Origin of the sequence: Streptomyces sp. NBC_00306 (assembly GCF_036169555.1) — a bacterium.
Lineage (GTDB): Bacteria > Actinomycetota > Actinomycetes > Streptomycetales > Streptomycetaceae > Streptomyces > Streptomyces achmelvichensis.
Genome location: NZ_CP108032.1, coordinates 1451457 through 1473085 on the forward strand (window position 1 = coordinate 1451457; position 21629 = coordinate 1473085).

General features: G+C 70.9%; 20 protein-coding genes. 8 read left to right on the top strand and 12 right to left on the bottom strand.

Annotated elements, in window-relative coordinates; translation table 11 throughout:
- Positions 1–36: 36 nt before the first annotated feature.
- Positions 37–1173, top strand: a complete 1137-nt coding sequence (locus OHA05_RS06495) for a TDT family transporter (protein ID WP_328860045.1) — start codon at positions 37–39, stop codon at positions 1171–1173.
- Here OHA05_RS06495 and OHA05_RS06500 read toward each other — a convergent pair.
- From OHA05_RS06500 to OHA05_RS06515, 4 genes are all read right to left on the bottom strand, one after another.
- The gene (locus OHA05_RS06500; protein ID WP_328860046.1) at positions 1142–1867 is read right to left on the bottom strand and encodes a helical backbone metal receptor; all 726 of its coding nucleotides are present in this window, start codon (positions 1865–1867) and stop codon (positions 1142–1144) included. The two genes, OHA05_RS06495 and OHA05_RS06500, sit on opposite strands and share 32 nt — an antisense overlap.
- 27 nt (positions 1868–1894) lie before the next feature.
- Positions 1895–2473 carry a helix-turn-helix domain-containing protein gene (locus OHA05_RS06505; RefSeq protein WP_313947342.1) on the bottom strand — a complete coding sequence of 193 codons (579 nt, stop codon included), beginning with the start codon at positions 2471–2473 and terminating at the stop codon, positions 1895–1897.
- Positions 2474–2660: 187 nt separating this feature from the next.
- Entirely contained in the window at positions 2661–5282 is a 2622-nt protein-coding gene (locus OHA05_RS06510) for an ABC transporter permease/substrate binding protein (RefSeq protein ID WP_313947341.1), read from the bottom strand.
- Positions 5275–6438: a quaternary amine ABC transporter ATP-binding protein gene (locus tag OHA05_RS06515; RefSeq protein ID WP_328860047.1), complete on the bottom strand. Its 1164-nt coding sequence runs from the start codon at positions 6436–6438 to the stop codon at positions 5275–5277. Before OHA05_RS06515 ends, OHA05_RS06510 begins: the two co-directional genes overlap by 8 nt.
- Before the next feature lie 314 nt (positions 6439–6752).
- On the opposite strand from OHA05_RS06515, the gene OHA05_RS06520 reads away from it, so the two are divergent.
- Positions 6753–7661, top strand: a complete 909-nt coding sequence (locus OHA05_RS06520; protein ID WP_328863340.1) for a 5'-3' exonuclease — start codon at positions 6753–6755, stop codon at positions 7659–7661.
- A gap of 48 nt (positions 7662–7709) precedes the next feature.
- Entirely contained in the window at positions 7710–8552 is an 843-nt protein-coding gene (locus tag OHA05_RS06525) for a siderophore-interacting protein (protein WP_328860048.1), read from the top strand.
- Positions 8553–8596: 44 nt separating this feature from the next.
- Here OHA05_RS06525 and OHA05_RS06530 read toward each other — a convergent pair whose 3' ends face one another.
- Complete coding sequence (locus tag OHA05_RS06530; protein ID WP_328860049.1) at positions 8597–9274, bottom strand: MerR family transcriptional regulator; 678 nt, start codon at positions 9272–9274, stop codon at positions 8597–8599.
- Positions 9275–9413: 139 nt separating this feature from the next.
- On the opposite strand from OHA05_RS06530, the gene OHA05_RS06535 reads away from it, so the two are divergent.
- From OHA05_RS06535 to OHA05_RS06550, 4 genes are all read left to right on the top strand, one after another.
- A complete protein-coding gene (locus OHA05_RS06535) occupies positions 9414–9893 on the top strand; it encodes an ABA4-like family protein (protein ID WP_328860050.1) in 480 nt (159 codons plus the stop codon).
- A 164-nt stretch (positions 9894–10057) separates the two neighbouring features.
- Positions 10058–10642: a sigma-70 family RNA polymerase sigma factor gene (locus OHA05_RS06540; protein ID WP_313947336.1), complete on the top strand. Its 585-nt coding sequence runs from the start codon at positions 10058–10060 to the stop codon at positions 10640–10642.
- Positions 10639–11382 carry an anti-sigma factor gene (locus OHA05_RS06545; protein ID WP_313947335.1) on the top strand — a complete coding sequence of 248 codons (744 nt, stop codon included), beginning with the start codon at positions 10639–10641 and terminating at the stop codon, positions 11380–11382. Before OHA05_RS06540 ends, OHA05_RS06545 begins: the two co-directional genes overlap by 4 nt.
- 13 nt (positions 11383–11395) lie before the next feature.
- Positions 11396–12766 (top strand): cryptochrome/photolyase family protein, encoded by a 1371-nt coding sequence (locus OHA05_RS06550; RefSeq protein ID WP_328860051.1) that lies wholly within the window; start codon positions 11396–11398, stop codon positions 12764–12766.
- 39 nt (positions 12767–12805) lie between these two features.
- Here the strand turns inward: OHA05_RS06550 and OHA05_RS06555 are convergent, their stop codons facing one another.
- Entirely contained in the window at positions 12806–14080 is a 1275-nt protein-coding gene (locus OHA05_RS06555) for a class I SAM-dependent methyltransferase (protein WP_443043642.1), read from the bottom strand.
- A 396-nt stretch (positions 14081–14476) separates the two neighbouring features.
- Here OHA05_RS06555 and OHA05_RS06560 point away from each other — a divergent pair, with 396 nt between their 5' ends.
- Complete coding sequence (locus OHA05_RS06560; protein ID WP_328860052.1) at positions 14477–15400, top strand: ADP-ribosylglycohydrolase family protein; 924 nt, start codon at positions 14477–14479, stop codon at positions 15398–15400.
- Between the two features lie 4 nt (positions 15401–15404).
- On the opposite strand, the gene OHA05_RS06565 is transcribed toward OHA05_RS06560, so the two are convergent.
- The 6 genes from OHA05_RS06565 to OHA05_RS06590 all read right to left on the bottom strand — a co-directional run bounded on the left by OHA05_RS06565 (position 15405) and on the right by OHA05_RS06590 (position 21614).
- Positions 15405–18233 (bottom strand): DEAD/DEAH box helicase, encoded by a 2829-nt coding sequence (locus OHA05_RS06565; RefSeq protein WP_313947333.1) that lies wholly within the window; start codon positions 18231–18233, stop codon positions 15405–15407.
- 228 nt (positions 18234–18461) lie between these two features.
- Positions 18462–19430, bottom strand: a complete 969-nt coding sequence (tatC, locus tag OHA05_RS06570) for a twin-arginine translocase subunit TatC (RefSeq protein ID WP_313947332.1) — start codon at positions 19428–19430, stop codon at positions 18462–18464.
- 61 nt (positions 19431–19491) lie between these two features.
- A complete protein-coding gene (gene tatA / locus OHA05_RS06575) occupies positions 19492–19785 on the bottom strand; it encodes a Sec-independent protein translocase subunit TatA (protein WP_313947331.1) in 294 nt (97 codons plus the stop codon).
- A 220-nt stretch (positions 19786–20005) separates the two neighbouring features.
- Positions 20006–20203, bottom strand: a complete 198-nt coding sequence (locus OHA05_RS06580) for a hypothetical protein (RefSeq protein WP_328860053.1) — start codon at positions 20201–20203, stop codon at positions 20006–20008.
- A gap of 175 nt (positions 20204–20378) precedes the next feature.
- Positions 20379–20642: a hypothetical protein gene (locus OHA05_RS06585; RefSeq protein ID WP_327685106.1), complete on the bottom strand. Its 264-nt coding sequence runs from the start codon at positions 20640–20642 to the stop codon at positions 20379–20381.
- 15 nt (positions 20643–20657) lie between these two features.
- Positions 20658–21614, bottom strand: coding sequence for a helix-turn-helix transcriptional regulator (locus tag OHA05_RS06590; RefSeq protein WP_327685105.1), 957 nt, complete (start codon positions 21612–21614; stop codon positions 20658–20660).
- Positions 21615–21629 lie beyond the last annotated feature (15 nt).

The following is a 21629-nucleotide window of genomic DNA, read 5'->3' on the forward strand; positions in this document are numbered from 1 at the left end:
CTGGTGGGGAGCGCCGCACGACAGGACAGTGGAGACATGGTCACCGCCGTACACCCCCGCAGTCGCAGCGTCGCCGAGGCGACCACCCCCTCGCTCACGACCGTACGGCTGCCGACGCTGCGCCACTTCGGCCCCAACTGGTACGCGAGCGTCATGGGCACCGCCATCGTGGCCAACGCGGGTGTCGCGCTCCCCTACGACGTCCCGGGCCTGCGGACCGTCTGCGAGGCGATATGGGCGCTGTCCGCGGTGATGCTGATCGTGGTGCTGCTCGCCCGCGGGGCGCACTGGCTCCACCACCCCGACCAGGCCCGCGCCCATCTGCTCGACCCGGCGATCGCGCCCTTCTACGGGTGTCTGTCGATGGCGCTGCTGGCCGTCGGCATCGGCACGGTTTCCGTCGGCCGGGACGTGATCGGCGAACCGGCGGCGGTCGCGGCCGCGTTCGCCCTCTTCGGTGTCGGTACGTTCATCGGCCTCGTCGTGGCGGTCGCCGTCCCGTATCTGATGATCGTCCGCCACCGCGTGAGGCAGGGCACGGCCTCACCGGTGTGGCTGCTGCCCGTCGTCTCCCCCATGGTCGCCGCGTCCCTCGGCGCTCTGCTGGTCCCGCATCTGCCCGCCGGCCAGGGACGCGAGGCGCTGCTGCTCGGCAGTTACGCGATGTTCGGCATCAGCCTGATCGCCACGCTGGTGATCCTGCCGGTGGTCTTCTCCCGGCTGGTCCACCACGGCCGCCTGCCCCTCGCGCTGACCCCGACGCTCTTCCTGGTCCTCGGCCCGCTCGGCCAGTCGACGACGGCGGTCGGCAAACTCGCGGACGTGGCCCCGGGCGCGATCCGGACGCCGTACGCCGCGGGGTTCGTCGCGTTCGCCGTGATCTACGGCGTGCCCGTGCTGGGTTTCGCGCTGATGTGGCTGGTGCTCGCCGGCGCCATGGTGGTGCGGGCCGCCCGGGACGGCATGCCGTTCTCGATGAGCTGGTGGGCCTTCACCTTCCCCGTCGGCACCTGTGTGACCGGCGCGGCGGGTCTGGCCCACCACACCGGACTGCCCGCACTGGGGTGGCTGGCCGTCGGCCTCTACCTGCTGCTGGTCACGGGCTGGGCGGTGGCGGGGGTGCGCACGGTGCGCGGCCTGCTCAGCGGAGCGCTGCTCGCAGCGCCGCGCTGAGCACCGCGGGTGCCTCCGCCAACGACGGCCCGTACCAGGTCAGATGCCGGCCGCTGACGAGCGCCGCCGCCATGCCGGGGAACGCCTCGGGTCCGTCCTCGGCCGTGAATCGGTACGGCTCGTCGGGGAGCACCACCAACCGGGCCCCGCTGTCGCGCAGCTCGTCCAGGGGGATGCGGGGGTAGCGCTCGGTGTGCCCGGCGTAGGCATGCCTCACGCCGAGCCTCGCCAGCAGGTCGCCGGCGAAGGTGTCCCGGCCGAGCACCATCCAGGGCCGCCGCCAGACGGGCACGACGGCGCCCAACGGGCCCGCCTCGTCCAGTGGTCCGACGGCCGACCAGGCCTCGCGGGCCTCGTCGAGCCAGGCCGGCAGGGCGAGGCCGCAGCCCGCCACCAGGACCCGCCTCAGTTCGCCGAAGGCCTGCTCCAGGTCGCGCACCTCGGTGACCATGACCTCGACCCCCGCGGCGCGCAGGGCGGCAAGGTCGGGCTCCCGGTTCTCCTCCTCGTTGGCGATCACCAGATCGGGGCGGAGGGCGATCACCGCGGGGACGTCGGGGTTCTTGGTGCCGCCGATGCGCGGGACGTCGAGATCCGCGGGATGGGTGCACCAGTCCGTGGCGCCGACCAGCATCCCGGGCGCGCTGACGGCCACCGCCTCGGTCAGCGACGGCACGAGGGAAACCACACGCATGAGCGCTCCTGAAGGCTGCCGGCCGGCCTACGGTTCCGGCGTCTCGAGGTGCTCGGCGACGGTGACCACGACGATGCGGGTCTCGGGCAGGGTCGCCCGCCACCGGTGCCGTACCCCGCCGGACAGGAACAGGGTGTCGCCCCGGACCAGGCGGTAGGCGCGGCCCTCGGCCTCCAGCTCCACCGCGCCGTCGGCGACGTACATCAGCTCGTCGTTGCGGTGCTGGAACTCTCCCCCGGTGTCGTGCTCCCCGGTGAACTCCAGGGCTTCGAGTTGATGCCGGCCGCGGACGAGCCGACGGGCCCTCGGCACGGGCGGCGCGTCGTCGTCCTCGTCGGCGCGGACGACCGCGACCGTGCGGGCCGCGTCGGACGCGGCGAGCAGCCGGCTCGCCGTGGTCTCCAGGGCGTCGGCGACCCGCTGGAGGGAGCGGACGCTGGGGCGGGCGCGTTCGTTCTCCACCTGGCTGAGGAAGGGGATGGACAGGCCGCTGCGCTCGGCGACCGTGGCAAGGGTGAGGTCGAGCGCACGACGGCGCCGGCGCACGGCAGCGCCGACTCGAAGACGCTCGGTCTCCTTCGGGTCCTTGCCGTCCTTCTCGTCCATCTGCCGGGCTCCCCTTCCCCTGGTCTGTCTTCACCTTACGCAGCTTCGGGGTCCGACCGCTCCCGCATCAGGTCACGGACCCGGCGCCGGCGGGGAAAGCCGGACGGGGTGGCCCCCGCCTCCGGCGAGAACCACCCCGTTGCGCCCCGGGTACGGCAGGCAGCCCTGCCGTCACTGTGTGCGACCGCTACTGCGGCGCCATCCGGTCGGCGATGCCCGGGTTCTCCTTCATCCAGGCCTTCACCGCCTCCTCCTCGTGTCCCGTTCCGCGCTTCTGGATCTCGTTCTCCAGGCCGGCGAGCTGCTTCTCGCTGAGCTTGAAGTTCTTGAGCCAGCCGGTCAGCCGCGGATAGTTCTTCGGGAAGTCCTTGCTCGCCACCGTGTGGATGCGGTCTCCCGTGCCGAAGGCCTTCTCGGGGTCCTTCAGCTTGGTGAGGCCGTACTCGTTGTAGGCCCAGTGCGGGGTCCACAGCATCACGGCGATGGGTTCCTTCTTGGCGTACGCCCGCTTCAGCTCGGCGAGCATGCCGGGGGTGGAGCTGTCGACGACCTTGTACTCACCGTCGATGCCGTAGCCCGGCAGGACCTTGTTCTTGAGGATGTTCATGGTCTCGGTGCCCGGCTCGATACCGACGATGCGGCCCTTGAACTCTCCACCGCGGCCCTTGAGATCCTCGAGCGAGTCGACACCCTTCACATAGGAGGGCACCGCGATCTCCAGTGAGGTGGGTCCGTACCAGGAGCCGACGTCGGTAAGTTTGTCGCCGTACTTGTCCCAGTACTTCTTCTGGGTGTTCGGCAGCCAGCCGTCGAACTGGACGTCGATCTGACCGCGCGACATCGCGGTGTACATCGGACCGACCTCGAACTGCTTGAGATTCATGGTGTACCCGCGCTCCTCGAGGACCGCCTTCCACAGATACGTGGCGGCGATGTCCTCCTCCCACGGGAACCAGGCGACCTCCAGCGGGCGTTCGCGCTCGTCCTTGCCGTTCGCGGCCTTGCCCGCCTTGGCGACGGGGGTCCACTTGTCGGCGAGCCCGGGATTCTTGGCCAGCCAGTCGCGTACGGCGTCCTGCTCCTTGCCCTTGCCGGTCTTCTGGATCGTCGCTTCGAGGTCCGTGAGCTGCTTCTCGGTCATCTTGAAGCTCTTCAGCCACTTGCCGACCTGCGGGTTGTCCGCCGAGAAGCCCTTGCGCGCCAGCGTGTGCACGCCGTCGCCCTTGCCCCACGACACCTTGGGGTCCTTGAGCTTCTTCAGGTCGTAGCTGCTGTAGGCCCAGTGCGGCGACCACAGCGTGGTGACGATCGGTTCCTTCTTCTCGTACGCGCGCTTCAGCTCGGCGAGCATGCCGGGCGTCGAACCGTCGACGACCTTGTACTCGCCCTCCAGGCCGTACTCCTTGAGCACCTTGTCCTTGAGCAGGCCCATCATTCCGGCGCTCGGCTCGATGCCGATGATCCGGCCCTTGAACTGTGCCGACTTCCCCTTGAGGTCCGCCAGCGAGTCGATGCCCTTCACATAGGAGGGCACGGACAGCTCCAGCGAGGTGGGGCCGTACCAGGAGCCGAGGTCCTCCAGCTTGCTCTGGTACTTCTTCCAGTACTGGGCGTGGGTGACGGGCAGCCACGAGTCGGTCTGGAAGTCGATCTGGCCGCCGGCGAGGCCGGTGTAGAGCGATCCGGCCTCCAGCTGCTTGGTGTCGACCTCGTAGCCGCGCTGCTCCAGCAGTTCCTTCCACAGGAACGTGGAGGCGATGCCCTCGTCCCAGGGGATGTAACCGATGGAGACCTTCTTGCCCTGACCCACGTTCGAGGCGTCGGACGCGTCGGCGGACTTGGTGCCGCCGAACATGCCCATACCGCCGGCGACCAGCGCGAGGACGACGACACCGACGACCGCGACCACGGGCTGCGGGCGGTGGTCCCAGATCTTCAGCCCGCCGGTCATGGCCTTGGCCTTGGCGATCGCGCGACGGCCCAGCGGCGAGACCTGGCGGCCGAGCGCGCCGGTGATGCGGTCCAGGTACATGGCGAGGATGACGATGGAGATGCCCGCCTCGAAGCCGAGGCCGATGTCGACGTTGCCGATGGCGCGGTACACGGCGCCGCCGAGCCCGCCGCCGCCGACCATGCCCGCGATGACGACCATGGACAGGCCCAGCATGATGACCTGGTTGATGCCGGCCATGATCGTGGGCAGTGCGAGCGGCAGCTGGACGCGCAGCAGGGTGTTGCGCGGAGTGGTGCCGAACGCCTCGGCGGCCTCGACGAGTTCCTCGTCGACCTGACGGATGCCGAGCTCGGTCATCCGTACGCCGGGCGGCAGCGCGAAGACGATGGTGGCGATGATGCCGGGCACCACGCCGACGCCGAAGAAGATGATGCCGGGGATCAGGTACACCATCGCCGGCATGGTCTGCATGAAGTCCAGAACCGGCCGGGTCACGGCGCTGACGGTCTTGGAGCGCGAGGCCCAGATGCCGAGCGGTACGGCGATCACCAGCGTGACGATGGTGGCGACGAGCACCAGCGAGAGGGTCGACATCGCGTCGTCCCACAGCTCGATGGAGTCGATGAGGGCGAAGCCCGCGAAGGCGAGCCCGCCGGCGAGCAGTCCGCGCAGCCACCAGGCCACGACGGCGAGCATGCCCGCGAACAGCAGCGGCTCGGGTGCGGAGAGCACCGAGTCGATGCCGTCGTACATCCCGGTGACGACCGAGCTGATGGCGTCGAACAGCCAGGAGAGGTGGGACTGGAGCCAGTTGACACCGCTGTCGACCCAGTCGCCGAGATGGAGCCTAGGCACTGGCCACCGCCTTGTCGGCCGCGTCGGCGTCGCCGGCCGTGGCGACGCTCTTCGCGGGGGCGGTGTTCTGCGGCGGTACGGGTGCGGGGGTCAGGGGCTCGCCGAGGACGGCGAGCAGACGGGCACGCGGTACGACGCCGATGAGTTCGCCCTCGTCGTCGACGACGGCGACAGCGACACCGCTGGTGGAGCAGGGCGTGAACAGCTCGATGATCGGGGTGTCCGCGGAGACGGTGGCGGGGGCGGCGGCGAGTACGTCGCGTGCGCCCTTCAGCTCCTTGCCGTTGTCCGTCCTGCTGCCGTACGCGGTCTCCGGGTCGGCCATGATCGCGCCTGCGGTGAGGACGCGGGAGCGGTCAACGTCCTGTGTGAAGGAGGCGACGTAGTCGTTGGCGGGCGTGACGAGGATGTCCTCGGCGGTGCCCAGCTGCACGATCTCGCCGTCGCGCATCACGGCGATGCGGTCGCCGAGGCGCATGGCCTCGTTCAGGTCGTGGGTGATGAAGACGATGGTCTTCTTGAGCCGCTTCTGGAGCTCCAGGAGCTGGTCCTGCATGTCGCGGCGGATCAGCGGGTCGAGCGCGCTGAAGGACTCGTCCATCAGCAGCAGATCGGCGTCGGTGGCGAGCGCGCGGGCGAGGCCGACACGCTGCTGCATACCGCCGGACAGCTCGTCGGGCCAGGAGTTCTCCCAGCCGGCGAGGCCGACCATCTCCAGCGCCTCGGCGGCGCGGCGGTCGCGCTCCGGGCGGGCGACGCCCTGGACCTCGAGTCCGTAACCGGCGTTCTCCAGGACGCTGCGGTGCGGGAACAGCGCGAAGTGCTGGAAGACCATGCTGATCTTCGTGGAGCGGACGGTGCGCAGGTCGCGCGGGCTCAGGGCGGTGAGGTCCTGACCGTCGAAGAGGACGCGTCCGGCGGTGGGGTCGAGCAGCCCGTTGAGCATGCGCAGCAGCGTGGACTTGCCGGACCCGGAGAGGCCCATGACGACGAAGATCTGACCCGGTTCGACGGTGAACGAGGCGTCGATCACCGCTGCGGTCGTGCCGTCGGCGCGGAGCTCGTCGCGGCCGGCTCCGCCTTCGAGCCTGCTCACCGCTTCGTCGGGTCGTCTGCCGAACACTTTGTACAAGTGCTCGGCTTGCAGCCTGGACACATACACCTCACCGATCGAACCGAAAACGGTCTGCCACCCCCGACTGGCAGACCGTGGAGCTTCGCGGGGTCGGCCCGCTTGCCCGAGGCAATTGTTGAAACATGCACGGGGTCCGCTCCGGGCCCGCGCCTTCCCTGGCGGGAACAAGCCAAACGAAAGAGTGACCCAGGTCACCTTCCGGGCACCCGGGGGTCGTTCACCGGGCGGGACCCGCGCTCCATGGAGCGCGCGTGGGACCGGCGCTCCAGGAGCTCACAGGGTGAGAGGTGACTGTCGGTGGGGTGCGGCATCATCGGGGTGTGACGCGACGCCTGATGCTCCTCGACACCGCTTCCCTGTACTTCCGCGCCTATTTCGGGGTCCCCGACTCCGTGCGGGCCCCCGACGGCACCCCGGTCAACGCCGTGCGCGGGCTGCTCGAATTCATCACGCGGCTGGTCCAGGACCACCATCCCGACGACCTGGTGGCCTGCTGGGACAACGACTGGCGGCCGCAGTGGCGGGTCGACCTGATCCCGTCGTACAAGGCGCACCGCGTCGCCGTGGAGACGGAGCGGAGCCTCCCGGACGAGGAGGAGATCCCGGACACCCTGTCTCCGCAGGTTCCGGTGATCGCGGCGGTGCTGGACGCGCTCGGCATCGCCCGGGTCGGCGCCGACGGGTACGAGGCCGACGACGTCATCGGCACGCTGACCGCGCGCGCCACCGGTCCGGTGGACATCGTCACCGGCGACCGTGACCTGTTCCAGCTGGTCGACGACGCCCGCGGCCGGCGGGTGCTGTACCCGCTCAAGGGTGTCGGGACGCTCCAGACGACGGACGAGGCCTGGCTCCGCGAGAGGTACGGCGTGGACGGCCCCGGGTACGTGAATCTGGCGCTGCTGCGGGGCGACCCGAGCGACGGCCTGCCGGGCGTGCCCGGGATCGGCGAGAAGACCGCGGCCAAACTGCTGGACGCCTTCGGCGACCTGGACGGAATCATGGCCGCCGTCGACGACCCGGCCGCGAAGCTCACACCGTCGCAACGCAAACGGCTCGACGAGTCGCGGGACTACGTGGCGGTCGCGCCGAAGGTCGTCCGGGTCGCCTCCGACGTGGCGCTTCCCCCCTTCGACCCTGCTCTGCCCACGGAGCCGCGCCATCCGGAGACCTTGAACGAACTCGCGGCACAGTGGGGACTCGGCGGCGCGCTGCTGCGCCTGCTGGGCACTCTTCGCGCCTGAGATGCTAACTTAGGCAAGCCTAAGCAGCACGAGTTCAGGGAGACCGCCGTGGCAGAACGACCGGCCCGCACGTCACCGAAGGCCTACGAGTCGCGGGTGGTGCACACCGAGCAGCTCACCCCGCACATGGTGCGCGTCGTCCTCGGCGGCGAGGGGCTGGCGGGCTTCGGTCTCGACGGCTTCACCGACCACTACGTCAAGCTCCTGTTCACGCCGGAGGGCGTCAGCTACCCGGAGCCGTTCGACATGGACCGGATCCGTGCGGAGTTCCCGCGCGACCAGTGGCCCGCGAACCGCACGTACACGGTCCGGAGTTGGGACCGGGACAGCGGCGAGCTGACGATCGACTTCGTGGTCCACGGCGACGAGGGCCTCGCCGGCCCCTGGGCGGCGCGGGCCCGCGTGGGTGACCTCCTGCGCATCCTCGGCCCCGGCGGCGGCTACGCGCCCGACGCCACGGCGGACTGGCATCTGCTGGTGGGCGACGAGAGCGCGCTGCCCGCGATCGCCGCGTCGCTGGAGACCATGCCGGCGGGTGCGCGGGTGCACGCCTTCGTGGAGGTCGATGGCCCCGAGGACGAGCAGAAGGTCGTCACGCCCGACGGCGTGGAGATCCACTGGCTGCACCGCGCCGGCCGGCCGGTCGGCGAGGCGCTGGTGGCGGCGGTGACCGCCCTCAAGTTCCCCGAGGGCAGGGTGTGCGCGTTCGTCCACGGCGAGGCGGGCTTCGTGAAGGAACTGCGCCGCCATCTGCGACTGGAGCGGCAGGTACCGCGCGAACAGCTGTCGATCTCGGGCTACTGGCGACTGGGCCAGAGCGACGAGGCGTGGCGCGCGGTGAAGCGCGAGTGGAACGAGCAGGTGGAGCGGGAACAGGAGCCGGCGGCCTGACGACGCGTCGGCGCCCCGAGGGGTGATCGGCCGGCACCCCGCCTTCACCCCCGCGGCTCCCCCGCCCCCGCCGACCTCGCCACCCCGCCCTGGCCGTTCACATACGCCCACGCCGAACCGTCCGCGTGCGCGAGCCTGCGCAGTGACGCCAGGAGGGCGTCCCCGAGGACCGTGCCGACGACCGCGCTCTCCACCACGCCGTCCCGGCCCGCCCGGCGCGCGACGTACGCCAGGTCCGCCCGTGCCACCTTCTCCGCCGCGTCCGCGTAGGTGTCGAGCACCTGGTCGAAGTCTCCGTGGCCGGCACGCTCCAGCGCGGCGAGTGCCGTCGCGAGCGCGTCCGCGGCCCGGGAGTCGTCCTCGACGAGCCAGCCGCGCCGGGCGATCAGTTCCCGCACCCGTACGCGCGCGGCGTCCCGTTCGGCATCCGCCTCTCCCCCGGCGTACCGAGGGGCGATCAGATCCGCGGCCACGCCCAGCACACTGTGCACCGGCCTGCCGCCGTCGTCGACAGCGGCGAGTACGTCCGCGACAGCCGCCACCTCGAGGCCGCCGATCTCCAACAGGGCCCGGATCAGGCGCAGTCGGCGTTCGTGTGCCTCGTCGTATGCCGCCTGGCTCGGGCTGGTCTGCCGGCCGGCCGGCAGAAGCCCTTCCCGGACGTAGTACGTGATCGTGGGTACCGGCACGCCGGTCCTGCGGCTCAACTCCCCTATGCGCACGACGTGTTCATCCTTCCGCCCTTGCCGGTGCACCTGCGCGCCATGGATAGTGAGGCTATCCGATAGTGGCTAGTTCCACTATCCATAGCCACGTCCCCGGCGACTCGGGCCCCATCGGACCCGGAAAGGAGCTCGCGCCATGACCGCCTTCCTCTTCCAGCTCTCCTTCTATCTGGCGAGTCCGGTGTGGCTGTTGATGATCTTCGCGCCGACCTGGCGGGTCACTGCCCGCGTCGCCGCGTCACCGCTGACCGTCCTCCCGGTGCTGGTCGTCTATGTGACCCTGGCCGTCCCCGTCTTCCCGGAGATCTGGACGGCCGTGAGCAGCCCGGACATCGACAGGTTCCGCGAGCTGACCGAACTGGCGGGCGGCGCGGGCGCGGTGTGGGCGCAGATCATCGCCTGGGACCTGCTGCTCGGCCAGTGGATGCACCTCGAAGGACGGCGGCTGGGAATCAGCCCTCTGGTGATGAGCCCGCTGCTCGTCTTCACGATCCTGCTCTCTCCGCTCGCGTTCCCCGTCTTCCTGCTGCTGCGCGCGGTACGGATGCGGTCCGCCGCCGGTGCGGCCGGTGGCGCCGCCGGGACCGCCCGGCCGGTGTCCGTTCAGGGGCGCTAGCCGGGCTCTCGGCCCGAACCCGCCCTCACCGACGGGTACCTGCGGGACCACCCGTTCCCCACTCGTGCAACCATCTGCGAATCCGGACCAATCCGCAGCACCAGCAGCACCGAATGCCTGGTGATTCTGTCCGGACGAGATGCCCGCACAGTGGAGGAAGCTGCGTGAACGACGCCGTACGCATCGGCGGTCCCGCCTCGGCGCGACCAGATCTGCAACAGTTGCTCGCCCTGGTGGCCCGCGGTGACCAGGACGCCTTCTCGCGGGTGTACGACGCGGCGTGCGGACCGGTACTCGGCCTGGTTCGGGCCGTGTTGCGGGACCCGGCCCAGTCGGAGGAGGTGACCCAGGAAGTGCTGATCGAGGTGTGGCGCACCGCGGCACGTTTCCAGCCCACCCGCGGATCGGCCATGACCTGGATCCTCACGCTCGCGCACCGGCGCGCCGTGGACCGCGTCCGGTCGGCGCAGGCGGCCACGGACCGCGAACGGCGGGCCGCGCTGCTGGAGCGGACACCCGCGTACGACGAGGTCACCGAGCAGGTCGAGGCCCGGCTCGAACGCGAGCAGGTACGGCGGTGCCTCGGCGGACTGACCGAACTCCAGCGCCAGTCGGTGACCCTCGCGTACTACCGGGGGCTGGCCTACCGCGAAGTGGCCGAACTGCTCTCCGTGCCACTGGGCACGGTCAAGACGAGACTGCGCGACGGGCTCATCCGGCTGCGCGACTGCCTGGGGGTGAGCGCATGACCACCGCTGATCTGCACACGCTGACCGGCGCCTATGTGCTGCACGCGCTGGCGCCCGACGAGCGCGCCGAGTTCGAGCGGCACATGGAGAACTGTCCGTCCTGCGAACAGGAGGTGCGGGAACTCGCCGCGACGGTGAGCAAGTTGGGCATGGCCGCCGCCGTGGTCCCGCCGCCCGCGCTGAAACAGCAGGTGATGCGCAAGATATCCGCCGAGCGCCAGCAACCGCCGCGCGTCACCCGGCTGCACGCCGGCCGGCGCCGGAGCCGCGGGCTGTCCCGATTCGTGCTGGCGGCCTGTCTCGCCGCGGCCGCGGCCTTCGGCGGGGTCTCCTTCTGGCAGCACCAGGAGGCACAGGACGCCCGCCGGGCGGCTCAGCGCGCGGAGCAGCAGACGGCCGAGCTCGCCGCGGTCCTCGCCGCGCCGGACGCCCAGGTGAGCAGCACCAAGCTCCAGGACGGCGGCCGCGGCACGGTCGTCGTCTCCAAGAGCCGCAACCAGGCGGCCTTCCTCGTCTCGGGGCTGCCCAGGCCGCCGGCGGGCAAGGTCTACCAGCTCTGGTTCAACGACGGCGGCACCATGCGGCCGGCCGGACTGATGGACCCGGCCACCGCGGACAACGCGCTCCTGATGGACGGTCCGGTGAACGCGGCTTCCGGCATGGGCGTCACCGTCGAGCCGGCCGGCGGCTCGCCGAAGCCCACCAGCGACCCCGTGGCTCTGATGAACTTCCCTGCCTGAGGAAGGACGGCTCATGAGTGTGGCGGTCATGCTCTTCACCTCCGACCTGCGCGTGCACGACCAGCCGGCACTGAGCGCCGCCGTGCGCGGGGCGGACGAGGTGGTGCCGTTGTTCGTGGTCGACCGCGGGGTGCAGCGGGCGGGTTTCGCCGTGCCCAACCGCCGTGCCTTTCTGGCGGATTGCCTCGCCTCGCTCGACGCAGGTCTGCGGGAGCGAGGCGGCCGCCTGGTGATCCGTATCGGCGATGTCACCGAGCAGGTGTGCCGGGTGGTCACCGAGAGCGGCGCCCGCGCGGTGCACATCGCCGCCGGTGTCAGCGCCTATGCCCAACGCCGGGAGGACCAGCTGCGTACGGCGCTGACGGCGGTCCGGTGCGCCCTGCATGTGCACGAGGGGGTCACCACCGCCGTGCCGCCCGGTCGGCTGACACCCGCCGACAGCAACCACTACGCGGCGTTCGAGCCGTACTTCGGCAGCTGGGACCGGGCGGGGCTGCGCGAGGTGGTGGCACCGCCCCACGCCGTGGCGGTCCCCGAACTGGCGGGCCATCCGCTGCCCCGGCGGACCGCGGTGCCCGGGGCGTCGCCCGCGGTCGCCAGGGGCGGTGAGCACGAGGGACGGCAGCGGCTGACCGCCTGGCTCGACCGCGGCGGCTCGGGCGTCGAGGCGTATGGGGAGCGGCACGACGACCTGTCCGGGGACACCACCTCGCGGCTCTCGGCCCATCTGCATTTCGGCACCCTGTCCGCGGCCGAACTGGTCGGGCGGGCACGCGGCGTGGGCGGGCCGGGAGCGGACGCGTTCGTACGGCGGCTGGCCCGGCGGGACTTCCACCACCAGGTCCTCGCGGCCCGCCCGGACGCGGCCCATGCCGACTACCGTCCGCGCGGCGACCGGTGGCGCCGGGACGAGAAGGACATCACCGCGTGGAAGGAGGGGCGCACCGGCTGCCCCGTCGTGGACGCGGGCATGCGGCAGCTGCTGCACGAGGGCTGGATGCACCACCGCTCCCGGCTGCTCGCGGCGGTCTACCTGACGCAGACGCTGTACGTGGACTGGCGGATCGGGGCGCGTCACTTCCTGGACCTTCTGGTCGACGGGGACATCGCCGACAACCAGCTCAACTGGCAGGGGGCCGCGGGCACCGGAACGGAGCCGCGGACGGACAGGGTCCCCGATCCGCTCGCGTGGGCGCAGCGCTTCGATCCGCACGGCGACCATGTGCGCCGCTGGGTTCCCGAACTGGCCGAGCTGGCCGGGCCCGAGGTACACCAGCCGTGGGCGCTCGACGATCTGAGGCGGGCCCGGCTCGACTATCCGGAGCCGCTGGTGGATCCGCAGGAGGACCGGGCGCGCTGCGAGCAGGCCCGCGGTCAGGTCTGACCCGGGGCGCTGTCAGACACCCCGGGTCCGCGCGGCGAGTCAGGAAACCGGAACGTCCTTGGTCAGCAGCACCTGCTGGACGTCCAGAGAGCCGGAGCGGAAGCCCGCTTCGGAGTAGGCGAGATAGAAGGTCCACATCCGGCGGAAGGTCTCGTCGAAGCCGAGGGCTCCGACGTCGGCGGCGCGCTCGGTGAAGCGTTCGCGCCACAGCCGCAGGGTCTCCGCGTAGTGCGGTCCGAAGCTGTCCCGCGCCGCAACGCGCAGCGCGGTGCAGCCGCCGACGACCTGCTCGATGGCCTCGGCCGACGGAACCATCCCGCCGGGGAAGATGTACTTCTGGATCCAGGTGTGCGTGCTCCGGGAGGCGGTCATCCGGTCGTGCGGCATGGTGATGGTCTGGAGGGCGACCCGGCCGCCGGGTGCGAGCAGACGGTCCAGCGCCATGAAGTAGTCCGGCCAGAACTCCGCGCCGACCGCCTCGAGGGTCTCCCCGCTCACGATGGCGTCGTAGCGCCCGAGGACGTTGCGGTAGTCCCGCAGCAGGACGGTCACCCGGTCCTCGAGACCGGCCCGGCGGATCCGCCGGCGGGCGAGCGTCTGCTGCTCCCGCGAGAGCGTCACGGTCAGCACGCGTGCCCCGCGCTGCGCCGCGCGGATCGCCAGCTCACCCCAGCCCGTGCCGATCTCCAGCAGCTGGGTCCCGGCGGTGACGTTCGCCCGGTCGAGCAGCCGGTCGATCCTGCGGTGCTGCGCGGCGGCCAGCAACTGCGGCTCGGCGGGGAATCCGCGGAAGAGGCCGGAGGAGTACGACAGAGTCTCGTCGAGGAAGAGCGCGAACAACTCGTTGGAGAGGTCGAAGTGGTGACTCAGGTTGGCCTGGGCGTTCTCGGCCGTGTTGCGGTGCTCGGCGGGCTGCGGGGTCGCCCATGCACCGCGCAGCCGGTGCAGCGTTCCCGGCACGAGCGAGTCGGCGTTCTCGGCGAGCACGGTGAGCACGCCGACGAGGTCACGGGCCTCCCACTCGCCCGCCATGTACGACTCACCGAATCCGATGAGGCCGCTGTGCCCGATGCGCCGGAAGAATCGCCGCGGCTCATGAACCTCCATGAACGGCCCACCCCGCCCGACCGGCTCCCCGCCACCGAGGCGCACCCGCAACGGCAGCCTGCCGAGCGCGCGACGCACGAGCCGTTCGGCGCCCGCCGTCCGCAGCGGGGAGGTCCTGGGCAGGTCGGCCACGTCGGGCCAGCGCCGGGCGTCGACGGGGGCGGTGCGCGGGCGCGCGGGGGACGCTGAGGACACGGACACGGTCACTTCACACCCTCCTGAGGAACATGAACGGGACGAGGCTGTACGAGCAATTCGCGCGAGAACAGGCGAGGTTGAACCCTGCGGTGCACGGCAGGACGCGAACGGTCGCCGGGTGCCGCGTCGAGGGAGCGCCGCACGACGTCCACCGCGCGCAGGCGGGCGACACCGCTGCCGACCATGGCCGTGCGAGACCGGTTCGCTGTCATTCCCGCTCCCTCCGAACGGCGTCCGGCACCGTCCCTCAGGGGGGATTCGGTGCCGGAGGGGTATCGGATTGGTCGGGATCGATTCGCTGTCCGAGGACGGCCTGTTCCACGGCGAGGCCGAGGAGTTGGCAGTCACCGAAGACGTCGGACTCCGCACGCAGGGGCCGGACAACGCGGCCTCTAGGCTGTCCGGATGCAGCGAACGGAACGGATCATCGGCACGGTCGTCGGTTCGGCGGTCGGTGACGCGCTGGGGGCGCCGTTCGAGTTCCGGGAGGCCGGAGTCTTCCGCACGGAATTCCCCGACGGGGTCGGCCGGATGTGCGGTGGCGGCGGCTGGGACCCCGGCGAGGCGACCGACGACACGCACATGGCCGTGCTGGTGGGGGAATCGCTCGTGGAGCGGAAGGGCCTCGACCTGCCGGACATCTTCGAGCGGTTCCAGCGCTGGGCGGCCGGCGAGCCGAAGGACATCGGTCTCCAGACCGAGGACGTCCTGACGAGCGGCGAACCGTGGGATCTCGCGGCGGCCCTGCACTTCCAGGTCACAGGTCGTGCTGCCGGCAACGGCTCCCTGATGCGCGCCTCGACCTCCGCCGTGCACTTCGCGGCGGCGGGCCGGGAGGCCACCATGGCGGCCGCTCGCCGGATCGCCGCCCTCACCCACGGCGACCGGGCCGCCTGGGAGGGCACGGCGATCCTCCATGAGCTTGTCCGCGTGGCTCTGGACGGCGGCGACCCCGTGGCCGCCGTACCGTCCGTGCTTCCCGACGTGGACGCGGCTCACCGCGCACGCTGGTCGACGGTCCTGGCTCCGGACTGGCACCCGGCCGACGCCACGGAGTTCAACGGGGCAGCGTGGCCGTGCCTGGGTTCGGCCCTGTGGGCACTGCGCACGACGACGTCGTACGAGGCGTCGGTCGCGGCAGCGATCGACCTCGGCGGTGACACCGACACGGTGGCGGCCGTGACGGGCATGCTGTCGGGCGCTGTGTACGGAGCCGGAGCGATCCCCGACCGCTGGGTGGACGCCCTGCATGTGCCGCTCCCCGGCTGGGGATCCCGCGTACTACGGGCGCCCGACCTGTCGGCTCTGGCCCAGGCACTGGCCGGCTGACTCCTCAGCCCACCGAGCTGTAGGCAACAACCCCCCGCAGCAACCCCTCCACCGCCTTGCGCGCGTTCTTCGAGACCGTGCTGCCTTCCCGCGGTGCCGCCGCCGCGATCTGACCGAGTACGTCGATCACCTGCTTCGTCCAGCGCACGAAGTCACCCGCCGGCATGTCCGCCTCGCGCAGCACCTCGTCCAGGCTCCTGTCCGACGCCCACTGGTACGCCGCCCAGGCGAAGCCCAGGTCCGGTTCCCGCTGGCCCACACCCTCCGCCTGGTTGATCTTGAAGTCTTCTTCGAGCGCGTCGAGCCTGCCCCAGATCTGCACCATCTCGCCGAGCGCGACCTTCGCCTTGCCCGCCGGGACCTTTGGGGCCACCGCGTCGTCCGACTGGCGGGCCTCGTAGACCAATGCCGAGACGCACGCGGCCAGTTCGGCAGGGTTGAGCCCCTCCCACACACCCTCGCGCAGGCACTCGCTCGCCAGCAGGTCGAGCTCGCCGTAGAGCCGGGCGAGACGCTTGCCGTGTTCGGTGACCTCGTCGTCGCGCAGATAGTCCATCTCGGTCAGCAGCGCCACGATGCGGTCGAAGGTGCGGGCGATGGTGTTCGTCCGGCCCTCGATCCGCCGCTCCAGCTGGCGCGTGTCCCGCTGGAGCCGGTGGTAGCGCTCGGCCCAGCGCGCATGGTCCTCGCGCTCGTCGCAGCCGTGGCACGGGTGCGCGCGCAACTCCGAACGCAGCCGGGCGATCTCGCGGTCGTCCGCCGCTGCGGCCCGCTGCTTGCGGTGCCTGTCGGGGACGATGTGGCCCGCCTTGGTGCGCAGCGCGGACGCCAGGTCGCGCCGCGACTGCGGCGACCGCGCGTTGAACGACTTCGGGATCCGCATCCGCTCCAGCGCCTCCACCGGCACCGGGAAGTCCATCGACGCCAGCCGCTTGACCTGCCTCTCCGCGGTCAGCACCAACGGCCGCGGGCCGTCGTGCTGTTCGAACCCGCGGTGTCCGTTGGTCCGTCCCGCCGGGATCCCGGGGTCGAGCACCAGCGCCAGACCGGCGAACTTGCCCGTCGGCACATGGATGACGTCGCCGGGCTTCAGCTTCTCCAGCGAGGTCGCCGCCGCGGCCCGCCGCTGTGCCGCGCCCTGCTTCGCCAGCTCGGTCTCGCGGTCCTTGAGTTCACGGCGCAGCCGCGCGTACTCCTCGAAGTCGCCGAGGTGGCAGGTCATGCCCGCGCGGTAGCCCTCCAGGCCCTCTTCGTTCTTCTGGACCTGACGCGAGATACCGACAACGGACCTGTCCGCCTGGAACTGCGCGAACGACGTCTCCAGCAGCTCGCGCGAGCGGTGCCGACCGAACTGCTGCACCAGATTGACCGCCATGTTGTACGACGGCCTGAAGCTGGAGCGCAGGGGGTAGGTCCGCGTGCCGGCGAGACCCGCGAGCGCCGCCGGGTCCATGCCGCGCTGCCACAGCACCACGGCATGACCCTCGACATCGATACCGCGCCGCCCGGCGCGCCCCGTCAACTGCGTGTACTCACCGGGCGTGATGTCCGCGTGCTGCTCGCCGTTCCACTTGACGAGCTTCTCCAACACCACGGAACGCGCGGGCATGTTGATCCCGAGCGCCAGTGTCTCCGTGGCGAACACGGCCTTGACCAGGCCGCGGACGAAGAGTTCCTCGACGACTTCCTTGAAGGTCGGCAGCATCCCGGCGTGGTGCGCGGCAACGCCCCGCTCCAGACCCTCCAGCCACTCGTAGTAGCCGAGGACGTGCAGATCCTCCGTGGGGATCGACCGGGTCCGCTCCTCGACGATCTCGCGCACCCTCACCCGCGCCTCGTCGTCGTTCAACCGCAGCCCCGCGTACAGACATTGCTGTACGGCGGCCTCGCAGCCGGCCCGGCTGAAGATGAAGGTGATCGCGGGCAGCAGCCCTTCCGCGTCGAGCCGGTCGATGACCTCGGGACGCCCGGGGGTCCAGATCCGGCTGCGCTGACGGCGCTCGCGCTCGCGGTCGGCCTCGCGCACCATCTTGCCGCGCCGCCGGTCACGCGGGTTGTACGTGCGCTGGTTCTCCATCCGCGCCAGACGCACCAGGTCGGGGTTGACCTCGCGCCGGCCGGTCCCCCGGCCGCCGTGGTCGCTCTCCTCCTCGAACAGGTCGTACATCCGCCGGCCGGCCATGACGTGCTGCCAGAGCGGCACGGGCCGGTGCTCGGAGACGATCACCTCGGTGTCGCCACGGACGGTGTCCAGCCAGTCACCGAACTCCTCCGCGTTGGAGACGGTCGCGGAGAGCGACACCAGCGTCACCGACTCGGGGAGGTGGATGATCACTTCCTCCCAGACGGCGCCGCGGAAGCGGTCGGAGAGGTAGTGGACCTCGTCCATCACCACATAGCCGAGGCCGAGCAGCGACTGCGAGCCCGCGTACAGCATGTTGCGCAGCACCTCGGTGGTCATCACGACCACCGGCGCCTCGGAGTTGATGCTGTTGTCGCCGGTCAGCAGGCCGACCTTGTCCGCGCCGTAGCGCTTGGCCAGGTCGGCGTACTTCTGGTTGGACAGCGCCTTGATGGGCGTGGTGTAGAAGCATTTGCGGCCCTGCTGAAGGGCCAGGTGGACGGCGAACTCGCCGACGATGGTCTTGCCGGACCCGGTGGGTGCGGCGACGAGCACGCCCTTGCCCGCTTCCAGAGCCTGACAGGCTTCGATCTGGAACGGGTCCAGATCGAATTCGTACATCTCGCGGAAGGGGGCCAGCGCAGTGGCCTCCTCGGCGGCGCGGATGCGGGCGGCGGCGTAGCGCTCAGCGGGAGAGAGGTCCTCGGTCATCTTGTACACGAGCCTACCCGTCAGCTCTGACAGTCACCGCGATCTTTATTTTCCGCCCCGGCCACCCGGCCGGACGCGGTACGGGCGCGCGAAGGCGCCGTCCCGGACACGGCCCAGCGCGCCGCCCGGACGGCGAAAGGCGCCGGACGGACACGGCCCAGCACCCCGCCCGGGACGGCGAAGGGGCCGGACGGAGATTCCGTCCGGCCCCTTCGCACATCCCGCGTCTCAGGTGATGTCGTCGTATCCGTTGAGCCGGTGCGAACGTCCGCCGTCCGCCTCGCCCGTCGCCTGCTCCGGCAGGGCGCGCGTCGCGGAGACGGGCTCGATCTCGCCGATGTCCTCCGGCGTGAGGTCGAGCTCGGAGGCCTCGTCGGCCCGGGGGCCCTTGGCGTCCCGGATGGCCCGGCGGCGGTCGTTGACCAGCGAGATACCGGTGGCGACGAAGTACAGCACGGTGATGGGCGCCGCCAGCGCGATCATCGTGAGCGGGTCGGTGCTGGGCGTGGCCAGGGCGGCGAAGACGGTGATGCCCATGATCATGCCGCGCCACCAGCCGAGCATCCGCCGGCCGGTGATGACCCCGCCTAGGTTGAGCAGGACCAGCAGCAGCGGCAGCTCGAAGGCGAGGCCGAAGACGATCACCATACGGGTCACGAGGTCGAGCAGATCGTCCAGCGGCAGCAGGTTGTCCACACCGAACGGCGTGAACTCGATCAGCACCTTCGCGGTGGTCGGCAGCACCTGGTAGGCGAAGTAGCCGCCGCCCAGGAAGAGGGGGAAGCCGGCGCCCACGAAGATCAGCGCGTACTTCTTCTCACTCTTGTGCAGGCCGGGCGCGAGGAAGGCCCACAGCTGGTAGAGCCAGATCGGCGAGGCGAGGACGACACCCGCCATGAGGGAGACCTTCAGCGCGAGGGTGAACGGCGTCAGCAGGCCATTGATGGTGATCTGCGCGCACGTGGTGTCCTCGGGCTTCTTCGCCAGCTCCGAGAAGGAGCTGGGGCAACCCACCGACTCCAGAACGGGCTTCGTGAAGAAGTTGATGATGTCGTTGTAGAAGAAGGCGGCGACGACCGTGATGGCCACGATCGCCAGGAGTCCCTTCGCGAGCCTGTTCCGAAGCTCACGCAGGTGCTCCACGAGGGGCATCCGCCCCTCGGGATCCCTCTCCTGCTTGCGGGCAGACTTGAGCAACCCACGTCCTCATCTCGTGCGGCAGGCCCTCACCGGTGACGGGGCCCTGGGCGGCTCTGTCTCAGCGCTGGGTGGTGTCCGTCGGCTCGGTCACGGGACGCGAGCTGGTCACATCGCCGGGAGCGGCCTTGATCGTGCGCGGGTTGGCCTGGTCCTGCGGCGTACCGGGCTGCGGCGGGTCGGCGGGCGCGGGCTGCTGACCGCCCTCCGACTTCATCGCCTTGGCCTCGCTCTTGAGGATGCGGGCGGACTTGCCCAGCGAACGGGCCATGTCCGGAAGCTTCTTGGCGCCGAACAGGAGGATGATGACGACGAGGATCAGGATGATCTCCGGAGCGCCGATCCGTCCGAACATAAGCGTGTACCTTCTCACCGAGGCGGCTGGGGTGGGGCTGGCCTGCTGGTCGGACAGGCGTCCGACCGCCGTGCTGTGTGAGCGATCGTAACCCGGGGGAGTAAACGCAGGGCAATGCCTGTGCATACTCGCCGTTGCGGCCCGTGCCTCGCCGTCTGGGCCGCTGGGAGAAGCCTACCTCCGCGTCCCGCGGCCCCGAAGCCCCTCCCTCACCAGCGGTTCAGCGCAGGGTTTCGCCGGTACGGGCCATCTCGGTGGCCGCCTTCTCCAGGTCCTCGGCGGCGCGGTTGATCCGCTCCGTGGTACGGGCGACCTCGTGGCCGAGCCGCTGTGCCTCGACGAACACACGGATCGCGAGGACGCCGAGAACGGCGATCCCGAGGAAGCCGAGAGCGATGGCGAGCATGGGCCAGAACATGCGCAGAGCCTAGTGCCTCGACCGGCCATGTCTGCCCGTCAAGGGCTGGCGGCCCCGCAGCATGGGGGCCCTCCCGTGCCCGAAGGGCTAGCGGGGAGTGCGTGCGGGGCGGCGCGGCAGGACACGGCCGGGAGCGGCACTAGACGTTCGCGGCGGGACACAGCCGAGAGCGGCACTAGACGTTGCGGACAGTGGAGTGGAGCCGCAGCGTGCTCACGCCGCCGCCGGTGAGGAGTTCGATGATCCGCTCCCCCGCCGGCTTGCGGACGGCGGAGCCGCACTCGGGGCAGGTGAAGGAGTAGAAGGTCGTACGGTGGCTGCCGCCGATCGCGAGCCGCAGCGCCCCGGCGGAGAGTTCGAAGCGCGCGCGGCAGTCGGGGCAGCCGGCCTTGAAGAGGACCGGAGCCATCGACGCAGCGAAACCGGATGTCACAGACATGTGCCGCGATTCTCCCTATTCCTGGCCGTCGTAGGCCGCGAGCGCCTCGCGTGCCGCCTGCCGCGCGCTGTCCGCGAGGTCCTGGGGCGCGACGATCCGGCCGTCCTGGCCGAGCCGCAGCGCCAGCCGGCGCAGCGAGGACGGGGACGGAGTACGCAGGGTGATGCGCAGACAGCCGTCCGCGAGCTCCTCGGCGCTGTCGTGCGGGTAGTACTCCGCCACCCAGCGGCCGCCGGGTCCCACCTCGATGACCACCTCGGGATCGTCGGCGGAGGGCTGGACCAGCCCCTCCGACAGATCCCGCAGTTCGATCTCGGGCGGCGCGGACGGGGCGTCGAGCAGTTTGATCTCGGCGACCCGGTCGAGCCGGAAGGTCCGGCGTGCCTCGGAGAGGCGGCACCAGGCCTCCATGTAGGTGTGCCCGACGGCGAAGAGCCGGATCGGGTCGACCTCGCGCTCGGTGAGCTCGTCACGCGCGGGCGAGTAGTACCGCAGCCACAGCCGCCGGCGCTCCGAGATCGCCCGGTCCACCTCGGCGAAGACCCCGCCCTCGGACTCGAAGGTCACGGACAGCCGCGAGCTCGCCCCGGCCACCTCGCCCGCGGCCGCCTCCAGCTTGGCGGTGGCCCGGATCAGGGCCTCGCGGTCGCCCTCGCGCAGCCCGGGCAGCATGGCCACGGCGCGCGCGGCCACCAGCAGCGCGGTCGCCTCGTCGGCCGCGAGACGCAGCGGCTCGGCGACGTCGTCGGGGTTGTGCCACCAGATGCGGTCGCCGTCGGTGTCGATGTCGAGGAGGTCACCGCCACGGAAGCTGGTCCCGCACATCGGCAGGACGTCGAGGTCGGAGATCAGCTCGTCCTCGGTGATCCCGAAGGCGCGGGCGACGTCCCCGACGCGGGCGCCGGGGCGCTCGCGCAGATAGGTCACCAGCGAGAGCATCCGTCTGGTCTGATCGATGGCGTTGGCGGCCATGGTCGTAACTGTCCC